Origin of the sequence: Pseudomonas sp. App30, assembly GCF_047947025.1 — a bacterium.
Classification (GTDB): Bacteria; Pseudomonadota; Gammaproteobacteria; order Pseudomonadales; family Pseudomonadaceae; genus Aquipseudomonas.
Map to the genome: position 1 here is coordinate 2,757,218 of NZ_CP133165.1, position 18,261 is coordinate 2,775,478.

The 18,261-nt window shown below is 65.2% G+C and carries 15 protein-coding genes; 6 read left to right on the forward strand and 9 right to left on the reverse strand.

The genetic code is table 11. The annotated features are described in order from the left end of the window. Positions 1-82: 82 nt before the first annotated feature. From garD to RAM80_RS12785, 7 genes are all read right to left on the reverse strand, one after another. Entirely contained in the window at positions 83-1,636 is a 1,554-nt protein-coding gene (gene garD / locus RAM80_RS12755; protein ID WP_416426897.1) for a galactarate dehydratase, read from the reverse strand. Between the two features lie 12 nt (positions 1,637-1,648). Further along, positions 1,649-3,013 (reverse strand): MFS transporter, encoded by a 1,365-nt coding sequence (locus RAM80_RS12760; RefSeq protein WP_416426898.1) that lies wholly within the window; start codon positions 3,011-3,013, stop codon positions 1,649-1,651. A gap of 148 nt (positions 3,014-3,161) precedes the next feature. After that, positions 3,162-4,073, reverse strand: a complete 912-nt coding sequence (kdgD, locus tag RAM80_RS12765; protein ID WP_027976790.1) for a 5-dehydro-4-deoxyglucarate dehydratase — start codon at positions 4,071-4,073, stop codon at positions 3,162-3,164. A 210-nt stretch (positions 4,074-4,283) separates the two neighbouring features. Beyond that, the gene (locus tag RAM80_RS12770; protein WP_027976789.1) at positions 4,284-5,030 is read right to left on the reverse strand and encodes a FadR/GntR family transcriptional regulator; all 747 of its coding nucleotides are present in this window, start codon (positions 5,028-5,030) and stop codon (positions 4,284-4,286) included. Positions 5,031-5,097: 67 nt separating this feature from the next. Continuing rightward, on the reverse strand, positions 5,098-6,837 hold the full coding sequence (locus RAM80_RS12775; RefSeq protein ID WP_416426899.1) for an ABC transporter ATP-binding protein/permease: 1,740 nt from the start codon (positions 6,835-6,837) through the stop codon (positions 5,098-5,100). Between the two features lie 85 nt (positions 6,838-6,922). Next, complete coding sequence (locus RAM80_RS12780) at positions 6,923-7,483, reverse strand: response regulator transcription factor (protein WP_416426900.1); 561 nt, start codon at positions 7,481-7,483, stop codon at positions 6,923-6,925. Then, positions 7,476-8,738, reverse strand: coding sequence for an ATP-binding protein (locus RAM80_RS12785; protein ID WP_416426901.1), 1,263 nt, complete (start codon positions 8,736-8,738; stop codon positions 7,476-7,478). Before RAM80_RS12785 ends, RAM80_RS12780 begins: the two co-directional genes overlap by 8 nt. 408 nt (positions 8,739-9,146) lie before the next feature. Between RAM80_RS12785 and RAM80_RS12790 the strand changes: the two genes are divergently transcribed. Further along, the gene (locus tag RAM80_RS12790; protein ID WP_416426902.1) at positions 9,147-9,671 is read left to right on the forward strand and encodes an RNA polymerase factor sigma-70; all 525 of its coding nucleotides are present in this window, start codon (positions 9,147-9,149) and stop codon (positions 9,669-9,671) included. 3 nt (positions 9,672-9,674) lie between these two features. Here RAM80_RS12790 and RAM80_RS12795 read toward each other — a convergent pair whose 3' ends face one another. After that, positions 9,675-10,586 carry a LysR substrate-binding domain-containing protein gene (locus RAM80_RS12795; protein ID WP_416426903.1) on the reverse strand — a complete coding sequence of 304 codons (912 nt, stop codon included), beginning with the start codon at positions 10,584-10,586 and terminating at the stop codon, positions 9,675-9,677. 241 nt (positions 10,587-10,827) lie between these two features. On the opposite strand from RAM80_RS12795, the gene RAM80_RS12800 reads away from it, so the two are divergent. The 5 genes from RAM80_RS12800 to RAM80_RS12820 are packed head-to-tail and all read left to right on the forward strand — an operon-like array spanning position 10,828 to position 16,267. Then, a complete protein-coding gene (locus RAM80_RS12800; protein ID WP_416426904.1) occupies positions 10,828-11,940 on the forward strand; it encodes an ABC transporter ATP-binding protein in 1,113 nt (370 codons plus the stop codon). Positions 11,941-11,949: 9 nt separating this feature from the next. Continuing rightward, complete coding sequence (locus RAM80_RS12805) at positions 11,950-12,879, forward strand: ABC transporter permease (protein WP_416426905.1); 930 nt, start codon at positions 11,950-11,952, stop codon at positions 12,877-12,879. Next, positions 12,879-13,685 (forward strand): ABC transporter permease, encoded by an 807-nt coding sequence (locus RAM80_RS12810; protein WP_416426906.1) that lies wholly within the window; start codon positions 12,879-12,881, stop codon positions 13,683-13,685. The genes RAM80_RS12805 and RAM80_RS12810 overlap by 1 nt, the downstream gene beginning before the upstream one ends. 28 nt (positions 13,686-13,713) lie before the next feature. Further along, positions 13,714-14,748, forward strand: a complete 1,035-nt coding sequence (locus RAM80_RS12815; RefSeq protein WP_416426907.1) for an extracellular solute-binding protein — start codon at positions 13,714-13,716, stop codon at positions 14,746-14,748. 58 nt (positions 14,749-14,806) lie between these two features. Further along, positions 14,807-16,267, forward strand: a complete 1,461-nt coding sequence (locus RAM80_RS12820; RefSeq protein WP_416426908.1) for an amidase — start codon at positions 14,807-14,809, stop codon at positions 16,265-16,267. Positions 16,268-16,950: 683 nt separating this feature from the next. Here RAM80_RS12820 and RAM80_RS12825 read toward each other — a convergent pair. Beyond that, positions 16,951-18,168, reverse strand: coding sequence for an MFS transporter (locus RAM80_RS12825; protein WP_416426909.1), 1,218 nt, complete (start codon positions 18,166-18,168; stop codon positions 16,951-16,953). Positions 18,169-18,261: the final 93 nt, after the last annotated feature.

Genomic DNA, 18,261 nt, shown 5'->3' on the forward strand with positions numbered 1-18,261 from the left:
ATGTGAAAATCAATCGTCCGTGACGCGGCCTGCGGCCGCTGCTACAGAACCCGTAGCAGCGGCCGCAGGCCGCGTCCCGACTTCAGGTAATCGGCGCCGGGTTGAACAGCACGATGTCATTGTGCAGCTTGTGCTTCTCGGCCCAGGTCTGTTCCTTGCCGCTGGCCACGTCCAGGTAGTAGTGGAACAGCTCCCAGCCCAGGTCCTCGATGCTGGCCCGGCCAGTGGCAATGCGCCCGGCGTCGACGTCGATCAGGTCCGGCCAGCGCTGGGCCAGTTCGGTACGGGTCGACACCTTGACCACTGGCGCCATGGCCAAGCCGTAAGGCGTACCGCGGCCAGTGGTGAACACGTGCAGGTTCATGCCCGCCGCCAGTTGCAGGGTGCCGCAGACAAAGTCGCTGGCCGGCGTGGCGCAGAAGATCAGGCCCTTGCGCTGCACCCGCTCGCCCGGCCCGACCACCGCGTTGATCGCGCTGTTGCCGGATTTCACGATCGAACCCAACGACTTCTCGACAATGTTCGACAACCCGCCCTTCTTGTTGCCCGGCGTGGTGTTGGCGCTGCGGTCGGCCTCGCCCTTGGCCAGGTAGCGGTCGTACCAGTCCATCTCGCGCACCAGCGCATCGGCCACCGCCGGGGTTTCCGCGCGCGAGGTCAGCAGGTAGATGGCGTCGCGCACCTCGGTCACTTCCGAGAACATCACCGTGGCGCCGGCGCGCAGCAGCAGGTCGCTGGCGTAACCCAGCGCCGGGTTGGCGGTGATGCCGGAGAAGGCGTCGCTGCCGCCGCACTGCATGCCCAGGATCAGCTCGCTGGCCGGCACGGTCTCGCGGCGGCGCTCGTTGAGTTTCTTCAGGCGCGTCTCGGCCAGCTCCATGATCTGCTCGATCATCTCGCCGAAGCCGTGGCTGGCGTCTTGCAGCCGGTACAGCCAGGGCTCGCTGAGGTCCACCGAAGCATCGCCTTCGTGCATCACCTGGCCGGCCTGCAGCTTCTCGCAGCCCAGGCTGATCACCAGGGCTTCGCCACCCAGGTTGGGGTTGCGCGCCAGGTTGCGCACGGTGCGAATCGGGATGTAGGCGTCGGTGGCAGTAATGGCCACGCCGCAGCCGTAGCTGTGGGTAATGGCGACCACGTCATCCACATGGGGGTATTTGGGCAGCAGTTCGTCGCGAATGCGCTTCACCGCATGGTCCAGCACGCCGGTCACGCACTGCACGGTGGTGGTGATGCCGAGGATGTTGCGCGTGCCCACGGTGCCATCGGCGTTGCGGTAGCCTTCGAAGGTGAAGCCTTCCAGCGGCGGCAGCGCCTGCGGCACCTTGTCGGACATGGGCAGGCTGTCCAGCGCCGGCGCCGTTGGCATGCGCAGCAGGTCCTCGCGCACCCAGGTGCCGCGCGGGATGGGCTTCAGGGCGTAGCCGATCACCTGGCCGTAGCGAATCACTTCGCCGCCCTCGGCGATGTCCACCAGGTTGACCTTATGGCTTTGCGGTACGTGTTCCAGAGTGATCAGACCGCCCGGCAGTTCGGTGCCTTCCGGCACGCCCTGGTCGTTGACGATCACCACAACGTTGTCGCGCTCGTGCAGGCGAATCACCCGCGGCGAGTCAGCGTGCTCAATTAACTGCATGAAACGCGCTCCTCAAATTTTGGCTGGGGACAGCTGCTCTACCGGCTTGCGCGAGCCTTTGCTCGGCGGCTCGGTCAGCTCGACCCGTTTGATCTGGCCGACAATCACCAGGTAGCTGATCACCGCCACCAGCGCGTTGGCGCCGACGAACACCAGGGCCCACTTGAACGAGCCGGTGGTGCTGATGATGTAGCCGATGACGATCGGCGTGGTGATCGAAGCAATGTTGCCGAACATGTTGAACAGGCCACCGCTCAGGCCGGCGATCTGCTTGGGCGAGGTGTCGGACACCACGGCCCAGCCCAGCGCGCCCACGCCCTTGCCGAAGAACGCCAGGGCCATGAAACCCACCACCATCCACTCGATGTCCACATAGTTGCACGCCACGATGGTGGTCGACAGCAGCAGGCCACCAATGATCGGCGCCTTGCGGGCAAAGGTCAGGGAATGGCCGCGGCGCAGCAGCCAGTCAGAGATGATGCCGCCCAGCACGCCGCCGATAAAGCCGCAGATGGCCGGCAGCGAAGCGATGAAACCGGCCTTGAGGATGGTCATGCCGCGCTCCTGCACCAGGTACACCGGGAACCAGGTCAGGAAGAAATAGGTGATGCCGTTGATGCAGTACTGGCCCAGGTACACGCCCAGCATCATGCGGTTGGTGAGCAGTTGGCGAACGTAATCCCACTTGGGGCCTTCGCGCTTGCCGTGGGGCTTGTCGTCCATGTCGACCATGCCGCCGTTGCCGGCGATGTGTTCGAGTTCGGCCTTGTTGATCATCGGGTGCTGGCGCGGGCTGTGGATAACTTTAAGCCACACCAGCGAGAAGGCGATGCCGATGCCGCCCATGATCATGAACACGTGCTGCCAGCCAAAGGTGAAGACAATCCAGCCCATCAGCGGCGCGAACAGCACGGTGGCGAAATATTGCGCGGAGTTGAAGATCGCCGACGCGGTGCCGCGTTCGGCCGTGGGGAACCAGGCGGCAACGATGCGCGCGTTGCCGGGGAACGACGGCGCTTCGGCCAGGCCCACCAGGAAACGCAGCATGAACAGCGCGACCACGGCCGTGGACACGCCAAAATCACCGACGAAGCCTTGCAGCACGGTGAACGCCGACCAGGTGAAAATGCTCAGGGCGTAGACCTTCTTCGAGCCGAAGCGGTCCAGCAGCCAGCCACCGGGAATTTGCCCGGCCACGTAGGCCCAACCGAACGCGGAGAAGATGAAACCCAGGGTGACGGCGTCGATGCCGAGGCTTTTTTGCAGGCTGGAACCGGCAATAGCGATGGTCGCACGGTCGGCGTAGTTGATCGTGGTCACCACAAAGAGCATGAGCAGGATCAAATAGCGGACGTGCGTCTGCTTGGCGGCTTGCATGAAGGTGTACTCCCACTGATTATTTTTTTTAACGCGGGTTTTTCATTCACGGTGTAACAGTGTGGGAGCTGGCTTGCCAGCGAGCTCTTAGGGCCTCAAAAGCTCGCTGGCAAGCCAGCTCCCACTGGCCAGGTAGGAGCAGTAAAGCTTACTGCGGGCCCATCTTGTCCATCAGGGCTGCCAGCATTTCATACTCTTCGCCGGTCAGGTCGGTCAGCGGGGTACGCACCGGGCCTGCGTCGTAGCCGGCGATCTTGGCGCCTGCCTTGACGATGCTCACGGCGTAGCCGGCCTTGCGGTTGCGGATGTCCAGGTACGGCAGGAAGAAGTCATCGATGATCTTGCCGACGGTGGCGTGATCTTCCTTGGCGATGGCGTGGTAGAAGTCCATCGCGGTTTTCGGGATGAAGTTGAACACCGCCGACGAGTACACCGGCACGCCCAGGGCCTTGTAGGCCGCGGCGTAGACTTCGGCGGTCGGCAGGCCGCCCAGGTAGCTGAAGCGGTCGCCCAGGCGACGGCGGATCGACACCATCAGTTCGATGTCACCCAGGCCGTCCTTGTAGCCGATCAGGTTCGGGCAGCGCTCGGCCAGGCGTTCCAGCTGCACGGCGTTCAGGCGGCAGACGTTGCGGTTGTAGACGATGACGCCGATGTTCACCGACTTGCACACCGCTTCCACGTGGGCGGCAACGCCGTCCTGGCTGGCTTCGGTCAGGTAGTGCGGCAGCAACAGCAGGCCCTTGGCGCCCAGGCGCTCGGCTTCCTGTGCGTACTCGATGGCCTGGCGGGTGGCACCACCGACGCCGGCGAGGATTGGCACGCTACGGGCGCAGGTGTCGACGGCAGTCTTGATGACTTGCGAGTACTCGCTGGCAGCCAGGGAGAAGAATTCACCGGTACCGCCGGCGGCGAACAGCGCGCTGGCGCCGTACGGGGCCAGCCACTCCAGGCGCTTGATGTAGCCAGCGCGATCAAAGTCGCCCTGGGCATTGAAATCGGTCACCGGGAAAGACAGCAGGCCGGCGGAGAGGATGGACTTCAGTTCTTGTGGATTCATTATTCGAACACCCTGGTTTGCGTGGAATGTGCGCTCAGCCTTCGCTGATGTCGTACGTCATCGTACAACTGAAATTATGAATGCTCAATAGGCTGGGCGACGAAATGTCATGGGAAGTGCGAAGGGGTCGAAGACGTCTGTGGAAGCTGGCTTGCCAGCGAGCTTTGAAGGCCCCAAAACTCGCTGGCAAGCCAGCTCCCACACTGCGAATCAGGCGGTTGCCTGGGCCTCTTCGTGGGCCTGGCGCAGCCGTTCGCGGCTGTTGGTGAGGTGCAGGCGCATGGCCGCGCGGGCGGCATCGGAATCCTGGCGGGCGATGGCCTCGTAGATTTCCTCGTGCTCGCGGCTCAAGCGGTTCATGTAGTGCTGCTGGTCATCATGGGCCAGGCGCGCCGAGTTCAACCGCGTGCGCGGGATGATGCTGGTGCCCAGGTGGGTCATGATGTCGGTGAAGTAGCGGTTGCCGGTGGACAGGGCAATCTGCAGGTGGAACTGGAAGTCCGAGGCCACGGCGTCCGAGGCGTGCGCGGCGCTTTCGGCCAGCGCATCCAGGGCCGCGCGCATGGCGGCCAGCTGCTCGGGCGAGCGACGCTGGGCGGCCAGGCCGGCCGATTCCACTTCCAGGCTGATGCGCAATTCGAGCACGGCGAGCACGTCACGCAGGGTGACGATGGTCGCCGGGTCGATACGGAAGCCGCTGGGGCTGGGCGTGTCGAGCACGAAGGTGCCGATGCCATGGCGGGTTTCCACCTGCCCCGCCGCCTGCAAGCGCGAGATGGCCTCGCGCACCACGGTGCGGCTGACGCCCTGCTCTTGCATGATCGCCGACTCGGTGGGCAGCTTGTCGCCACGCTTGAGCTCACCCTTGAGGATGCGCTCGGTCAGCACGGTGACCAGTTCCTGGGCAAGGCTGCGAGGTTTGCGACGGCCGCGAGGCGGGGCGATTGGCGTTTCCATGGCGAACTTCTTATCTCGAGATCACGTTTATAGGCGCATCATAGCGCATTCCAGTCGTACGACCACATTACACCGCGGTCGGTGCCCCGGTGATTTGATTCACCAGATGTCCGCCCTCGATGCGCACGTGGCGCGAATGGAAGCGCTTGAGCGTGCTGCGGTGGCCAACGCTGATGATGCTCAAGCCTGGCAGCTGCTCGATCAGGCCCTGGTACAGCGCCGCTTCGTCTTCCTCGTCCATGGCCGACGTCGCCTCGTCCATGTACAGCCACTTGGGCGCGTAGAGCATGGCGCGGGCAAAGGCCACGCGCTGCTGTTCGCCCGGCGAGAGCAGGCGCTGCCAGTGGTTGCCTTCGTCCAGGCGCTCCACCAGGTGCGGCAGGCGGCAGGCTTGCAACACCTGCACGTAGCGTTCCTGGCTGTAGGTGTCGCCTGGCTGTGGATAACTCAACGCCTCGCGCAGCGGGCCGATCGGCAGGTACGGTTTCTGCGGCAGGAACAGCGAGCGGCCCTGGGGCATGCGGATATGCCCGTGGCCGTTGGGCCACAGGCGGCCCATGGCACGCAGCAAGGTGCTCTTGCCGCTGCCCGAGCGGCCGCTGACCAGCAGGCGTTCGCCCGAGGCCACGGCCAGGCTGGCGCCCGCCAGCAGGTGGCGGCCATCGGCCAGGTCGAGGTTGAGGTTGTCGACGCTCACTGCCTCGCCCTGCTCTTCCACGGCGATGGCCGGCGCGCGGCTTTCATTATCGCTCATGGCCTGGCGGAAGCTGATAAGACGGTCACAGGTGGCTTTCCAGCCGGCGATGGTGGAGAAACTGTCGATGAACCAGCTCATGTCGCCCTGCACGTTGCCGAACGCCGAGTTGATCTGCATCAGCTCGCCCAGTTCGATCTTGCCGGCGAAATAGCGCGGCGCTGCCACCACGAACGGGAAAATCACCGCCGCCTGGCTGTAGCCGGCCGTGAAGAAGGTCAGGCGCTTGGTCACTTTCATCAGCGCCCAGTAGTTGCTCCACACCTTGCCGAAGCGGGTGGTCAGGCGCTCTTTCTCGTTGGGTTCGCCGCTGTACAGGGCGATGCTCTCGGCGTTTTCACGGACCCGGATCAGGGAGAAACGCATGTCGGCTTCGAACCGCTGTTGCTGGTTGTTCAGCGGGATCAGGCTGCTACCGATCCAGCGGGTCAGGAAGCTGCCGACAATGGCATACACCAGCGCGCACCAGAACATGTAGCCGGGGATGGTCACGCCAAACACTTCGATGCTACCCGACACGCCCCACAGGATCACCGAGAACGACACCAGGCTGACCACCGTGCGGATCAGGCCCAGCACCAGGCTCAGGGTGTCGGAGGTGAAGTTGTTGAGGTCTTCGCTGATCCGTTGGTCAGGGTTGTCGGTGTGGCCGCCCTGCTCCATCTGGTAGTAGCTCTTGTTCTCGAGCCAGCGGTTGAAGTGGCGCTGGGTGAGCCAGCGGCGCCAGCGAATGGTGAGCATCTGCGTCAGGTACAGGCGGTACACCGCGCCCAGGATGGCCACCGCGGCAATGCCGCAGAAATACAGGATCAGGTGGGTGAAAGCGGCGAAGTCTTTCTTCTGCAGGGCGTTGTAGAAGTCGCGGTACCAGCTGTTCATCCACACCGAGATCCACACGCTGAACAGCGACAGGCCGATGACGGAGGCCAGCAGCAGCCAGGCCTTGCCCTTCTCTTCACTGCGCCAGTAGGGCCAGATCAGCTGCCATACCCTTCGAAAGAAATGACCACGCACGGCATCGTTGACCGCGGAATATTCAGCGTTCTGATTCATTGGACAGGCTCGACGGTAGGAGGCCACGCAGGGCAGATCGATCCCGATCCACCCGCGCGGAAAAAAGACTCATGGGTTCGGCGACTCAGCGACGAACCGGGCGCTTCTGAAGTTTGCGCTGCAGGGTGCGCCGGTGCATGCCCAGGGCGCGGGCAGTGGCGGAGATGTTGCCTTCGTGCTCGGTGAGCACGCGCTGGATGTGCTCCCACTGCAGGCGGTCCACCGACATCGGGTTTTCCGGCACCAGGGTGTCCAGGTCAGCGTGTTCGGACAGCAGGGCTGCCAGCACGTCGTCGGCGTCGGCCGGCTTGCACAGGTAGTTGCAGGCGCCGCGCTTGATGGCCTCGACCGCGGTGGCGATGCTGGAGTAACCGGTGAGGATCACCACGCGCATCTCCGGGTCCAGCTCCAGCAGCTTGGGCAGCAGCACCAGGCCCGAGTCGCCTTCCATCTTCAGGTCCAGGGCCGCGTAGTCCGGCAGGTCTTCCTGGGCCAGCTTCAGGCCTTCGTCGGCGCTGGCGGCGGTGGTCACGCGGAAGCCGCGGCGCGCCATGGCGCGGGCCATCACGCGGGTAAAGGTCGAATCGTCGTCGACCAGCAACAGATGCGGCAGCTCTTCGCTTTCGACCTGGTTTTCATCACTCATGTCTGTCTCCTCGGGCGTCACGGGGCAGGCGCAACTCTGTGAGTGTACCGCCCTGCTCATGACTATAGAGTTTTACCGAGCCGCCTGCGCGTGTCACGCTGGCCTTGCTCAAAAACAGGCCAAGGCCGAAGCCCTTGCCCTTGGTAGTAAAGAAAGGTTTGCCGATTTGCTCGGCGATAGCCAGCGGCACGCCCGGGCCGTGGTCGCGAATCACGATGAAGATATCTTCAGCGTTCCAGTCCAGGTGCACTTCCAGGCCTTCGGCGCAGGCATCGGCGGCGTTGTTCAGCAGGTTCAGCAGCGCCTGGGTCAGGTCTGGCGGCGGCGCCAGCTCCGGCACCTCGCCCTGGCCCAGGCGCTGGAAGCGGTAGGTGGCTTCCGGGCGCATCAGGTGCCAGCGGTTCAGCGCCTCGTCCAGCCAGGCCGTCACGGGCTGTTCCATCACCGCCATGCGGCGGTTGGCCTCGGCGGCGCGCACCAGTTGTTGCAGGGTTTCCTTGCACAGCTTGACCTGGTCCTGCAGCACCGACAGGTCCTCCTGCAGCGCCGGGTCGTGGTGGTCCTGGCGCATTTCCTTGAGCAGCACGCTCATGGTCGCCAGCGGCGTGCCCAGTTCATGGGCGGCACCGGCGGCTTCCGTGGCCACGGCCAGCAGTTGCTGGTCGCGCAGGCCTTCCTCGCGGCGCTGGGCGCGCATCTGCTCCTGGCGGCGCAGCTCCTCGGCCATTTTCGCGGCAAAGAAGGTGATGACCCCGGCGGCCAGGGCAAAACTCAGCCACATGCCGTAGTTCTGCAGGTTTTCCCGGGCGATCGGCAGCGTTGGCAGCGGGTAGAAGCGCACCAGCAGCACCGAGTAGCAGGCCAGGGCGATACCCGACAGGATCACCGAATACAGCCACGGCAGCGTCACCGCGGCAATGGTCAGCGGCACCAGGTAATAGGACACGAAGGGGTTGGTGGACCCACCCGAGTAATACAGCAGCGCACTGTGCAGCAGCAGGTCGCAGGTCAGTTGCAGGGCGTATTCCTGCTCGGTCACCGGCAGCGAGGCGCGCACGCGCAACGCGGTCACGGTGCACAGCAGCAACGACACCGCCAGGGTGGCGCTGAGCTGCAGCCAGGGCAGTGGCAACAGGTGCGTCAGGTAGGCGAAGCCCACCGAGCCGGCTTGCGCGGCCAGCACCAGGAAACGAATAAAGGTCAAGCGCCAGAGGTTCTGGCGTGTAGCGGACAACGGCATAGATGGGGCGAGCATGAGCTCTCCTGATGAGCGCTCCAGGCAGATCGTTGCAAGTATAACCAACTCGCGGCGCGCACAGACAATTGTGCGGCAAAGCGCCACAGGCCGCGTCATGGGCGCCGCATGGTTCCTGGCAGCTCGCGCGGGGCCCGGACGCAGCCTGCGGCAGCTGCTACGGCGGTTGGCGGTGGCCCTGTAGCAGCGGCCGCAGGCCGCGTCATGGGCGCCGCATGGTTCCAGGCAGCTCGCGAGGCCCCGGACGCCGCCTGCGGCAGCTGCTACGGGGGTGGGGAGGCAGTGATGGCAATTGTGTCATAGAAGAAAAAATCATGAGACGCGAGCAGAAATCATTTGATAAAGATTATCAATCACATTAGTTTTACCGCTTCCCCATGTGCACTGCCGCATAGGTCAACACGTCAAATGCCTAAAACAATCAGCATCGAGCCAAGGCCGGCTCTTCAGCAACTGTTCGTGACCCATCGCCAGCGCTTCATCAACGCCGCCACCCGCATCCTGGGCTGTCGCGCGTCGGCTGAAGACGTGGTGCAGGATGCCTTCGTGAAAATGAACGGCAACGGCGAAAGCCCGGGCATCCAGTCCCAGAGCAGCTACCTGATGCGCGTGGTGCGCAACCTGGCCATCGACCACTATCGCCGCCAGGCGCTGGAAAAACGCTACAAGTGCAGCGAAGAGGAAGGCCTGAGCGTGGCCGTGCCCGGCGCCAGCCCCGAGACCCTGCACGAAGACCGCCAGACCCTCGACAAGCTGGCCCTGGCCCTGCAGGACCTGCCGCCGCGCACCCGCTACGCCTTCGAGCAGTACCGGCTCAATGGCCAGTCGCAGAAAGACATCGCCCTGGAACTGGGGGTGTCGCCGACGCTGGTCAACTTCATGATCCGCGACGCCCTGGTGCACTGCCGCAAGACCCTCAACACCCTGGGCTGAAGCCTACGCCCCGGCGCCGTCGAAAGCGCCGGCGAACTCTTCGCGCAGCGCCTGCGCCAGCCACTGCTCGAACCACTGCACGTCCGCCGACAATTGCCCGCTGGGCGTCAGCAGCTGGTAGCTCTCCAGCGGCACCTCCACGTCGATCGCCCGCACCAGCGTGCCGGCCGCCAGCTCGTCGCGCACCAGTACTTCGTTCGCCAAGGCTATGCCCTGCCCGCTCTCGGCCACGGCCAGGGCGTGATCGTTGCTGACGTAGAGCACGTCCGACGACAGCTGCGCGTCGATGCCCAGGGCCTTGAACCACATGTTCCACCACTCGCCGTCGTCGAAGTGGATGAGGTCCAGCTTCATCAGGTCCTGCACCCGGCGGATGGGCTTGATGCTGGCCAGGTACTTGGGCGTGCAGATGGGGAACACCCGCGGGCAGATCAGCGTGGCGCGGCTGTTGGCGTACTGGCCGGGCATGCCGTAGACGATGCCCAGGTCGGCGGTGCGCGCGTCCACCTCGGTAAAGGTGGAGTTGGGCTCTATGGCCACCTTCAAGCCCGGGCGCAGGTGGCGCAACGTCTCGATGCGCGGCGTCAGCCAGCGCTTGGCCAGGCCCGGCACCACCATGATGCGCAGCCAGCGCTCGCTGGCGTGGGGCTGCAGGGCCTCGCCCGCTTCGATTATCTGCTGCAGGGCACGGGAGATCTTCTGGTGATACTTGCGCCCGCCCGGCGTCAGCACCACGCCCCGCGAGGTGCGTTCAAACAACTGCACGCCCAGCCAGTCCTCCAGCAGCTTGACGTGCCGGCCCACCGCCGGCTGGGTCACGTGCAGGGCCTTGGCGGCTTCCACGTAGCTGCCCAGGCGCGCGGCGGCATCGAAGGCGCGGATGGCGTTGAGGGGTGGCAGATGCAGGTTGGACATGACGTTTCCGGCCTCGCGCGCTGTTAAATTATTTAACACCACCTATGTTAAAATTGATCTTTCGCCCCGGCAATCCCTCGCTGATAATCAGGCCAACGCAGAACAACAACGGCCCTGCCAAGCGGCCGGTATCACGACTCTCTACTCCTGCCAAAACAACAATATTCCATCGTCCCGGGCTGCATGCGGTGCACTTGGCCGCCTGCTGGAAAGGGCTCGATGGGGGAATCGGAGGTACTGCATGAGCGCCTTGCATTCGCTACAGATGCTGGCTGTTTCCATCCGTTCGGTACGCAAGGTCTATGGCGACCCGGACACCGGGCCCGTGGCCCTGAAGCACGTTGACCTGGACATCCGCGACAACGAATTCTTCACCCTGCTCGGCCCCTCGGGCTGCGGCAAGACCACCCTGCTGCGAATGATCGCCGGCTTCGAGTTTCCCACCCGCGGCGAGATCCAGCTGTATGGCGAAAACATCGCCGACCGCCCGCCCCACCAGCGCCCCGTGAACACCGTGTTCCAGCACTACGCGCTGTTCCCGCACATGAGCATCGCCCAGAACCTGGCCTTCGGCCTGGAATCGCACCCCATGGGCAAGCGCCTGGGCAAACCGCAGGTGGCCGAGCGGGTGCGTGAAATGCTGGCGCTGGTACAGATGGAGCGCTTCGCCGAACGCCGCCCCGCACAGTTGTCCGGCGGCCAGCAGCAACGTGTCGCCCTGGCCCGGGCGCTGGCGCCGCACCCCAAGGTGCTGTTGCTGGACGAACCGCTGTCGGCGCTGGACCTGAAGCTGCGCCAGGCCATGCGCGAAGAACTCAAGGCCATACAGGCGCGCACCGGCATCACCTTCATCTTCGTCACCCATGACCAGGAAGAAGCCCTGACCATGTCCGACCGCATCGCCGTGCTCAGCGAGGGCGAGGTGCAGCAGGTGGGCCGCCCGGACGAGATCTACGAACGCCCGCGCAACCGCTTCGTCGCCGACTTCATTGGCGAGACCAACCTGATTCCGGCGGTGGTCAGCCGCATCGACGGCGCCAGCGCGCTGTACCAGACCCCAGGCGGCGCTGCCGTCACCGCGCCGGTGCACGAGGGCCTGCGGGTGGGCGCCAGCGTCAACCTGTCGATCCGCCCCGAGCGCCTGCAACTGATCGAGCTGCCCCGCCAGGGCGCGATGGACTGCACCGTGGAGCAGCAAATCTACCTGGGCACCGACCTGCAGTACCAGGTGCGCCTCACCGGCGGCCAGCGCCTGACCGTGCGCGTGCCCAACAGCGGCGGCCAGCGCTTTGCCCTGGGCGGCCGCGCCGGCCTGCTGCTGGAAAACAACAGCGCCAGCGTGCTGGTGGACTGAGGAGGCAACATGGACACAACCACTGTGCTGCCCCGCCCCAGCGCCCTGCTGCGCCGCAAGGCGCTGGGCAACGTGCTGGGCGTGAGCCCGGCGCTGACCGCCATCGGCCTGTTCCTGGTGGTGCCGATACTGATCGTGATGGCCTACTCGCTGATGCAGGCCAACCCCTATGGCGGCGTCGATCACCACTTCAGCACCGAGGCCTACATTTCCCTGCTGTTCGAGCGGCAGATGGACGACAGCCTGGCCTTCACCGACGCGTACCTGATGATTGCCCTGCGCTCCATCGGCATCGCCGGGCTGACCACGCTGATCACCCTGCTGATCGGCTTCCCCGTGGCCGTGTGGCTGGCCATGCAGCCGCCCCAGCGCCGCGGCCTGCTGATTTTCCTGATCACCGTGCCGTTCTGGGCCAACCTGCTGATCCGCACCTACGCCTGGATTCTGCTGCTGCGCGACAGCGGCGTGATCAACAACAGCCTGATGGGCCTGGGCCTGATCAAGCAGCCGCTGCCGCTGCTGTACACCGACGGCGCCGTGCTGCTGGGGCTGGTCTATACCTACGCGCCGTTCGTGGTGCTGCCCATCTACGCCACCCTGGAGAAGATGGACATCCGCCTGCTGGAGGCCGCGCAGGACCTGTACGCCGGCAAGTGGCGCACCCTGCGCAAGGTGGTGTTGCCCATCGCCAGGCCCGGCATCATGGCCGGAGCCATCCTCACCTTCGTGCCGTGCCTGGGTGCCATGATTGCCCCGGAACTGCTGGGCGGCGGCACGAAGCTGATGCTCGGCAACCTGATCTTTCGCCAGTTCAGCGACGCCCGCAACTGGCCGTTCGGCGCCGCGCTGGCGCTGGTGCTGATGGCCGCCGTGATGCTGGTGTTGACCCTGTACGCCCTGCGCGCCGAGCGCCAGCGCGTTGCCCAAGGAGGCCTGTGATGCTGCGTCTACTGACCCGTGGCCGGCTGGGGGTGCAGGACTTCCCCGGCTTCGGCGGCTTCAGCTTTTTGTTCTACCTGTACCTGTACGCGCCCATCGTGGTGCTGGTGGTGTTCTCGTTCAACGCCAACCGGTCCGCCACCGTGTGGACCGGCCTGAGCCTGGACTGGTACCGCGCCGCCTTCGCCAACCAGGCCCTGCGCAGCGCCGCCGGCAACAGCCTGCTGATTGCCTGCTGCGCCAGCGTGATCGCCACGGTGATCGCCACCCTGGCGGCGCTGGGCACCTCGCGCGGGGCGAAGTTCAAGGGCATGCAGCTGTCCATGGGCGCGATCATGCTGCCGCTGGTGCTGCCGGAAATCGTCGTCGGCGTCGCTACCCTGGCGCTGTTCTCGTCGCTGGGGGTGTCGCTGGGCTATGGCAACCTGATCATCGCCCACACGGTGTTCTGCATCCCGTTCGCCTACCTGCCCATCCGCGCGCGGCTCAACGACATGGACCTGTCGCTGGAGCACGCCGCAGCCGACCTGTACGCCGGCGCCTGGCGGATCTTCACCAAGGTCACGCTGCCACTGCTGATGCCGGGCATCGTCAGCGGCCTGATGCTGGCGTTCATCGTCTCGCTGGATAACTTCGTGATCTCGATGATGGTCTCGCAGGCGGGCACCACTACCTTGCCGATCTTCATCTTCGGCCTGCTGCGCATGGGCGTGACGCCGGACGTGAACGCGGTTTCCACGCTGATCCTCGGCGTGTCGGTGCTGTTCGTCAGCCTTTCCTATCTGCTCGGCAAAAAGAAAGCCTGAGCCTTTTGTCCAACCGTGGGGGTTTTGCATGAAGACGTTGATGACCACCGTAGGGATGTCGCTGGCGCTGGGCCTGGCCGGCACCGCGCAGGCGGCGGAGCAGTTGAACGTGGTGAGCTGGAGCGGCTACTTTTCGCCGGAGATTCTCAACAAGTTCGAGAAGGAAACCGGCATCAAGGTGACCGTGGATTCCTACGATTCCAACGAGACCCTGCTGGCCAAGCTGAAACAGGGCGGCAGCGGCTATGACGTGGCGATTCCGTCGCACCAGTTCGTGCCCATCCTGATCAAGGAGCAGCTGCTGGAGCGCTTCGACCCGGCCAAGCAGCCGTACTACGCCAACGTGGTGGACAACCTGAAGAATCCCACTTGGGACCCGGACGGTGCCTACGCCATGCCGTTCATCTGGGGCACCACCAGCGTGGTCCTCGACACCGCGCGCTACAAAGGCCCGCTGGACAGCTACGACGTGCTGTACCACCCGCCGGCCGAGCTGCAGGGGCGCATCAACATGTTCGACTCCTCCAGCGAGGTGATCGACACCGCCAGCCTGTACCTGAACATTCCGCTGTGCAGCGAAGACCCCAAGCAGATGCAACAGGTGCTGGCGCTGCTCAAGGCGCAGAAGCCGTTCGTGAAGACCTACAGCTCCAAGGCCGGCTCGATTCGCGAGAACCTGGCCGCGGGTGAAGTCGACATGTCGATGTTCTGGGGTGGCTCGGCCATGCGCGCCCGCGAGATGAAACCGAGCCTGGCCTACCTGTACCCCAAGCAGGGCGTGATGGCCTGGGTGGACAACATGGTCATCCCCAAGGGCAGCCAGCACCCGGACAACGCGCGCAAGTTCATCGCCTTCCTCAGCCAGCCTGAAAATGCCGCCATCACCCAGAACTTCCTCAAGCACCAGAGCCCGATCAAAGGCGTGGAGCCGTTCCTCGACGCTAGCCTGAAGGATGCGCCGGAGCTGCACATTCCCACCGGCACCAAGGTCGTGTTCAGCCAGACCTGCGGCGAGGGCGCCATCCGCCTGGCCGACCGGCTGTGGACCAACCTGATGCGCTGATGCACCCCTGCCCCGCCAGGACGGCGGGGTCTGTTTTCCTGTTACCAAGGTTGCTGCCATGAACACCCCGACTGTCAACGAGCTGGTGCTGCTGCCGGCCCATGAGCTTGCCGAACGAATCCGCCTGCGCCAGGTGTCCTGCCGCGAGGTGATGCAGGCCTACCTGGCCCACATCGAACGCTTCAACCCGCTGGTCAACGCCCTGGTCAGCCTGCAACCGGCCGAACGGTTGCTGGCCCAGGCCGACGAGCGCGACGCGCAACTGGCCCAAGGCGTCTACCTGGGCTGGATGCACGGCCTGCCCCACGCCATCAAGGACCTGTCGCTGACCCAGGGCATTGCCACCACCCTGGGCTCGCCGCTGTACCGCGACTTCATTCCCGAGCGCGACGGCATCATGGTGGCGCGCATCAAGGCCGCCGGCGCGATCATCATCGGCAAGACTAACACCCCGGAATTCGGCCTCGGCTCGCAAAGCTACAACCCGCTGTTCGGCGCCACCGGTTGCGCCTTCGACCCCAGCAAGACCGCCGGCGGCAGCAGCGGTGGCGCCGCCGCGGCCCTGGCCCTGCACCTAGTGCCGGTGGCCGACGGCAGCGACATGATGGGCTCGCTGCGCAACCCGGCGGCCTTCAACAACATCATCGGTTTCCGCCCGTCCCAGGGCCGCGTGCCTTTCGACGACGCCGCTGACCTGTTCTTCGACCAGCTGGGCTACGAGGGCCCCATGGGCCGCACCGTGCGCGACACCGCCCTGCTGCTGTCGGTGCAGGCCGGCCATGACCCGCGGGCGCCGCTGTCGCTGGCCGGCGACGGCAGCGAATTCGCCGCGCCCCTGGCCCGTGACTTCAAGGGCACCCGGCTGGGCTGGCTGGGCGACTTCGGCGGCTACCTGCCCATGGAGCACGGCGTCACCGCCCTGTGCGAAAAGGCCCTGGGCGACTTCCAGGCGCTGGGCTGCAGCGTGGAACACGCCGACCTGGGCTTCAGCCCGGAACGCCTGTGGGACTGCTGGCGCACCCTGCGCCACTGGACCGTGGCAGGCTCCCTGGGCAAGGCCTACCAGGACCCGGCCAAGCGCGCGCAGCTCAAGCCCGAAGCCCAATGGGAAGTGGAAAACGGCCTGGCCCTGAGCGCCAGCGCCGTGCACCAGGCAGGCGTTACCCGCACTGACTGGTACCGCGCCATCAACGCGCTGTTCGAACGCTACGACTACCTGCTGCTGCCCAGCGCCCAGGTCTTCCCGTTCGACAAGCGCCAGCACTGGCCCGCCGAAGTGGCCGGGCGCAGCATGGACACCTACCACCGCTGGATGGAAGTCGTCATCCCCGGCACCCTCAGCGGCTGCCCGGTTGCCAACGTGCAGGTGGGCTTCAATCCCCAGGGCCTGCCCATGGGCATGCAGATCATCGGCCGCCACCAGGCCGACTTCGCGGTGCTGCAACTGGCGCATGCGTATGAGCAGGCGAGCCGGTGGTTTGCGCGGGTGCCGGCGCCGGTGTTGAACCTGACAACGTAAACCTTGCAACCGCTGCCGCCAGGCTGCGCTGGCCCTCGTGCACGCTGGAGATCTTCACCGAGGCACACGCCCAGCGCAGCCTGCCGGCAGCGGCTACAGGTCCGGTGGTCGGTGGCGCGGTTGTTCGGGCGGCGTGGCGCGATTCAAAATAATCGCGCCATTTGCGACCCGACACGCACCCCGTAGCCGCTGCCGGCAGGCGGCGCTGGCCCTCGTGTACGCTGCAGATCTTCACCGTGGCACACGCCCTGCGCAGCCTGGCGGCAGCGGCTACAGGCCCGGTGGTAGGTGGCGCGGTTGCTCGGAAGGCGTGGCGCGATTGTGGCGTGATTCAAAATAATCGCGCCATTTGCGCCCCACACGCACCCCGTAGCCGCTGCCGCCAGGCGGCGCTGGCCCTCATGTACGCTGCAGATCTTCACCGTGGCACACGCCCTGCGCAGCCTGGCGGCAGCGGCTACAGGCCCGGTGGTAGGTGGCGCGGTTGCTCGGGAGGCGTGGCGCGATTGTGGCGCGATTCAAAATAATCGCGCCATTTGCGACCCGACACGCACCCCGTAGCCGCTGCCGGCAGGCGGCGCTGGCCCTCGTGTACGCTGCAGATCTTCACCGTGGCACACGCCCTGCGCAGCCTGGCGGCTGCGGCTACGAAAAGGCCCGCATCTCGCGGGCCTTTTCGTGGGTCAGGCTTTGCGCGTATTAGGCAGCAATATCGTCAGGATGCCGAACAGCGGCAGGAACGAGCACAGGGTGTACACGTACTCGATGCCGTGAATGTCCGCCAGGTGCCCCAGCAGCGCCGCGCCGATGCCGCCGAAGCCGAACATCAGGCCGAAGAACACCCCGGCGATCATGCCGACGTTGCCGGGCACCAGTTCCTGGGCGAAGACGACGATGGCCGAAAACGCCGACGCCAGGATGAAACCAATGATCACGCTGAGCACCGTGGTCCAGAACAGGTCCACATAAGGCAACGCCAGGGTGAACGGCGCCACGCCCAGGATTGAGAACCAGATCACCGCCTTGCGGCCGATCTTGTCGCCGATGGGGCCGCCGAAGAAGGTCCCCGCCGCCACCGCCCCGAGGAACAGGAACAGATGCAGCTGCGAGCTGGCCACCGACAGCTGGAACTTCTCGATCAGGTAGAAGGTGAAGTAGCTGGTGAAGCTGGCCATGTAGAAGTACTTGGAGAACACCAGCAGGCCCAGCACCACCAGCGCGGCGGTGACGCGGCGCTTGGACAGGCCGTGGGTAGCCTGGCCGCCCTTCTTGGCCTTGAACAGGTTCAGGTGTTCCTTGTACCAGCGGCTCAGCACCCAGGTCACACCCAGGGCGAACAGCGCGAAGACGCCGAACAGCGCCACGTTGCCCTGGCCGAACGGAATGATCAGCGCCGCCGCCAGCAGCGGCCCGAACGCGGAGCCGGCGTTGCCGCCCACCTGGAAGGTCGACTGCGCCAGGCCATAGCGGCCACCGGAGGCCAGCCGGGCGATGCGCGAGGTTTCCGGGTGGAAGGTCGACGAGCCAATGCCCACCAGCGCCGACGCCACCAGAATCATCGGGAAGCTGCCGACGAAGGCCAGCATCACGATACCCACCAGCGTACAGATAGTGCCCAGCGGCAGCAGGTTCGGCTTGGGGTTGCGGTCGGTATAGAAGCCCACCCACGGCTGCAGCAGCGAGGCGGTGATCTGGAAGGTCAGGGTAATCAGGCCCACCTGGGTGAAGCTCAGGCCGTAGTTGGCCTTGAGCATCGGGTAGATGGAGGGCAGTACCGACTGGATCAGGTCGTTGATCAGGTGCGCCAGCGCACAGGCGCCGATGATGCGCATCACCAGGGGGCTGGTCTGCGCCGCAGCGGCCGCCGGGGCCGAGCTGGTTTGAACGTTGGTTATGGCCATCAGGCAAATCTTCCACACAACGGGTAGGAACGCTGCTCAGCGTGCCGCAAACGAGTGCACGTCCAGCGCATGGGGCCCTAATGTGCCATTTTT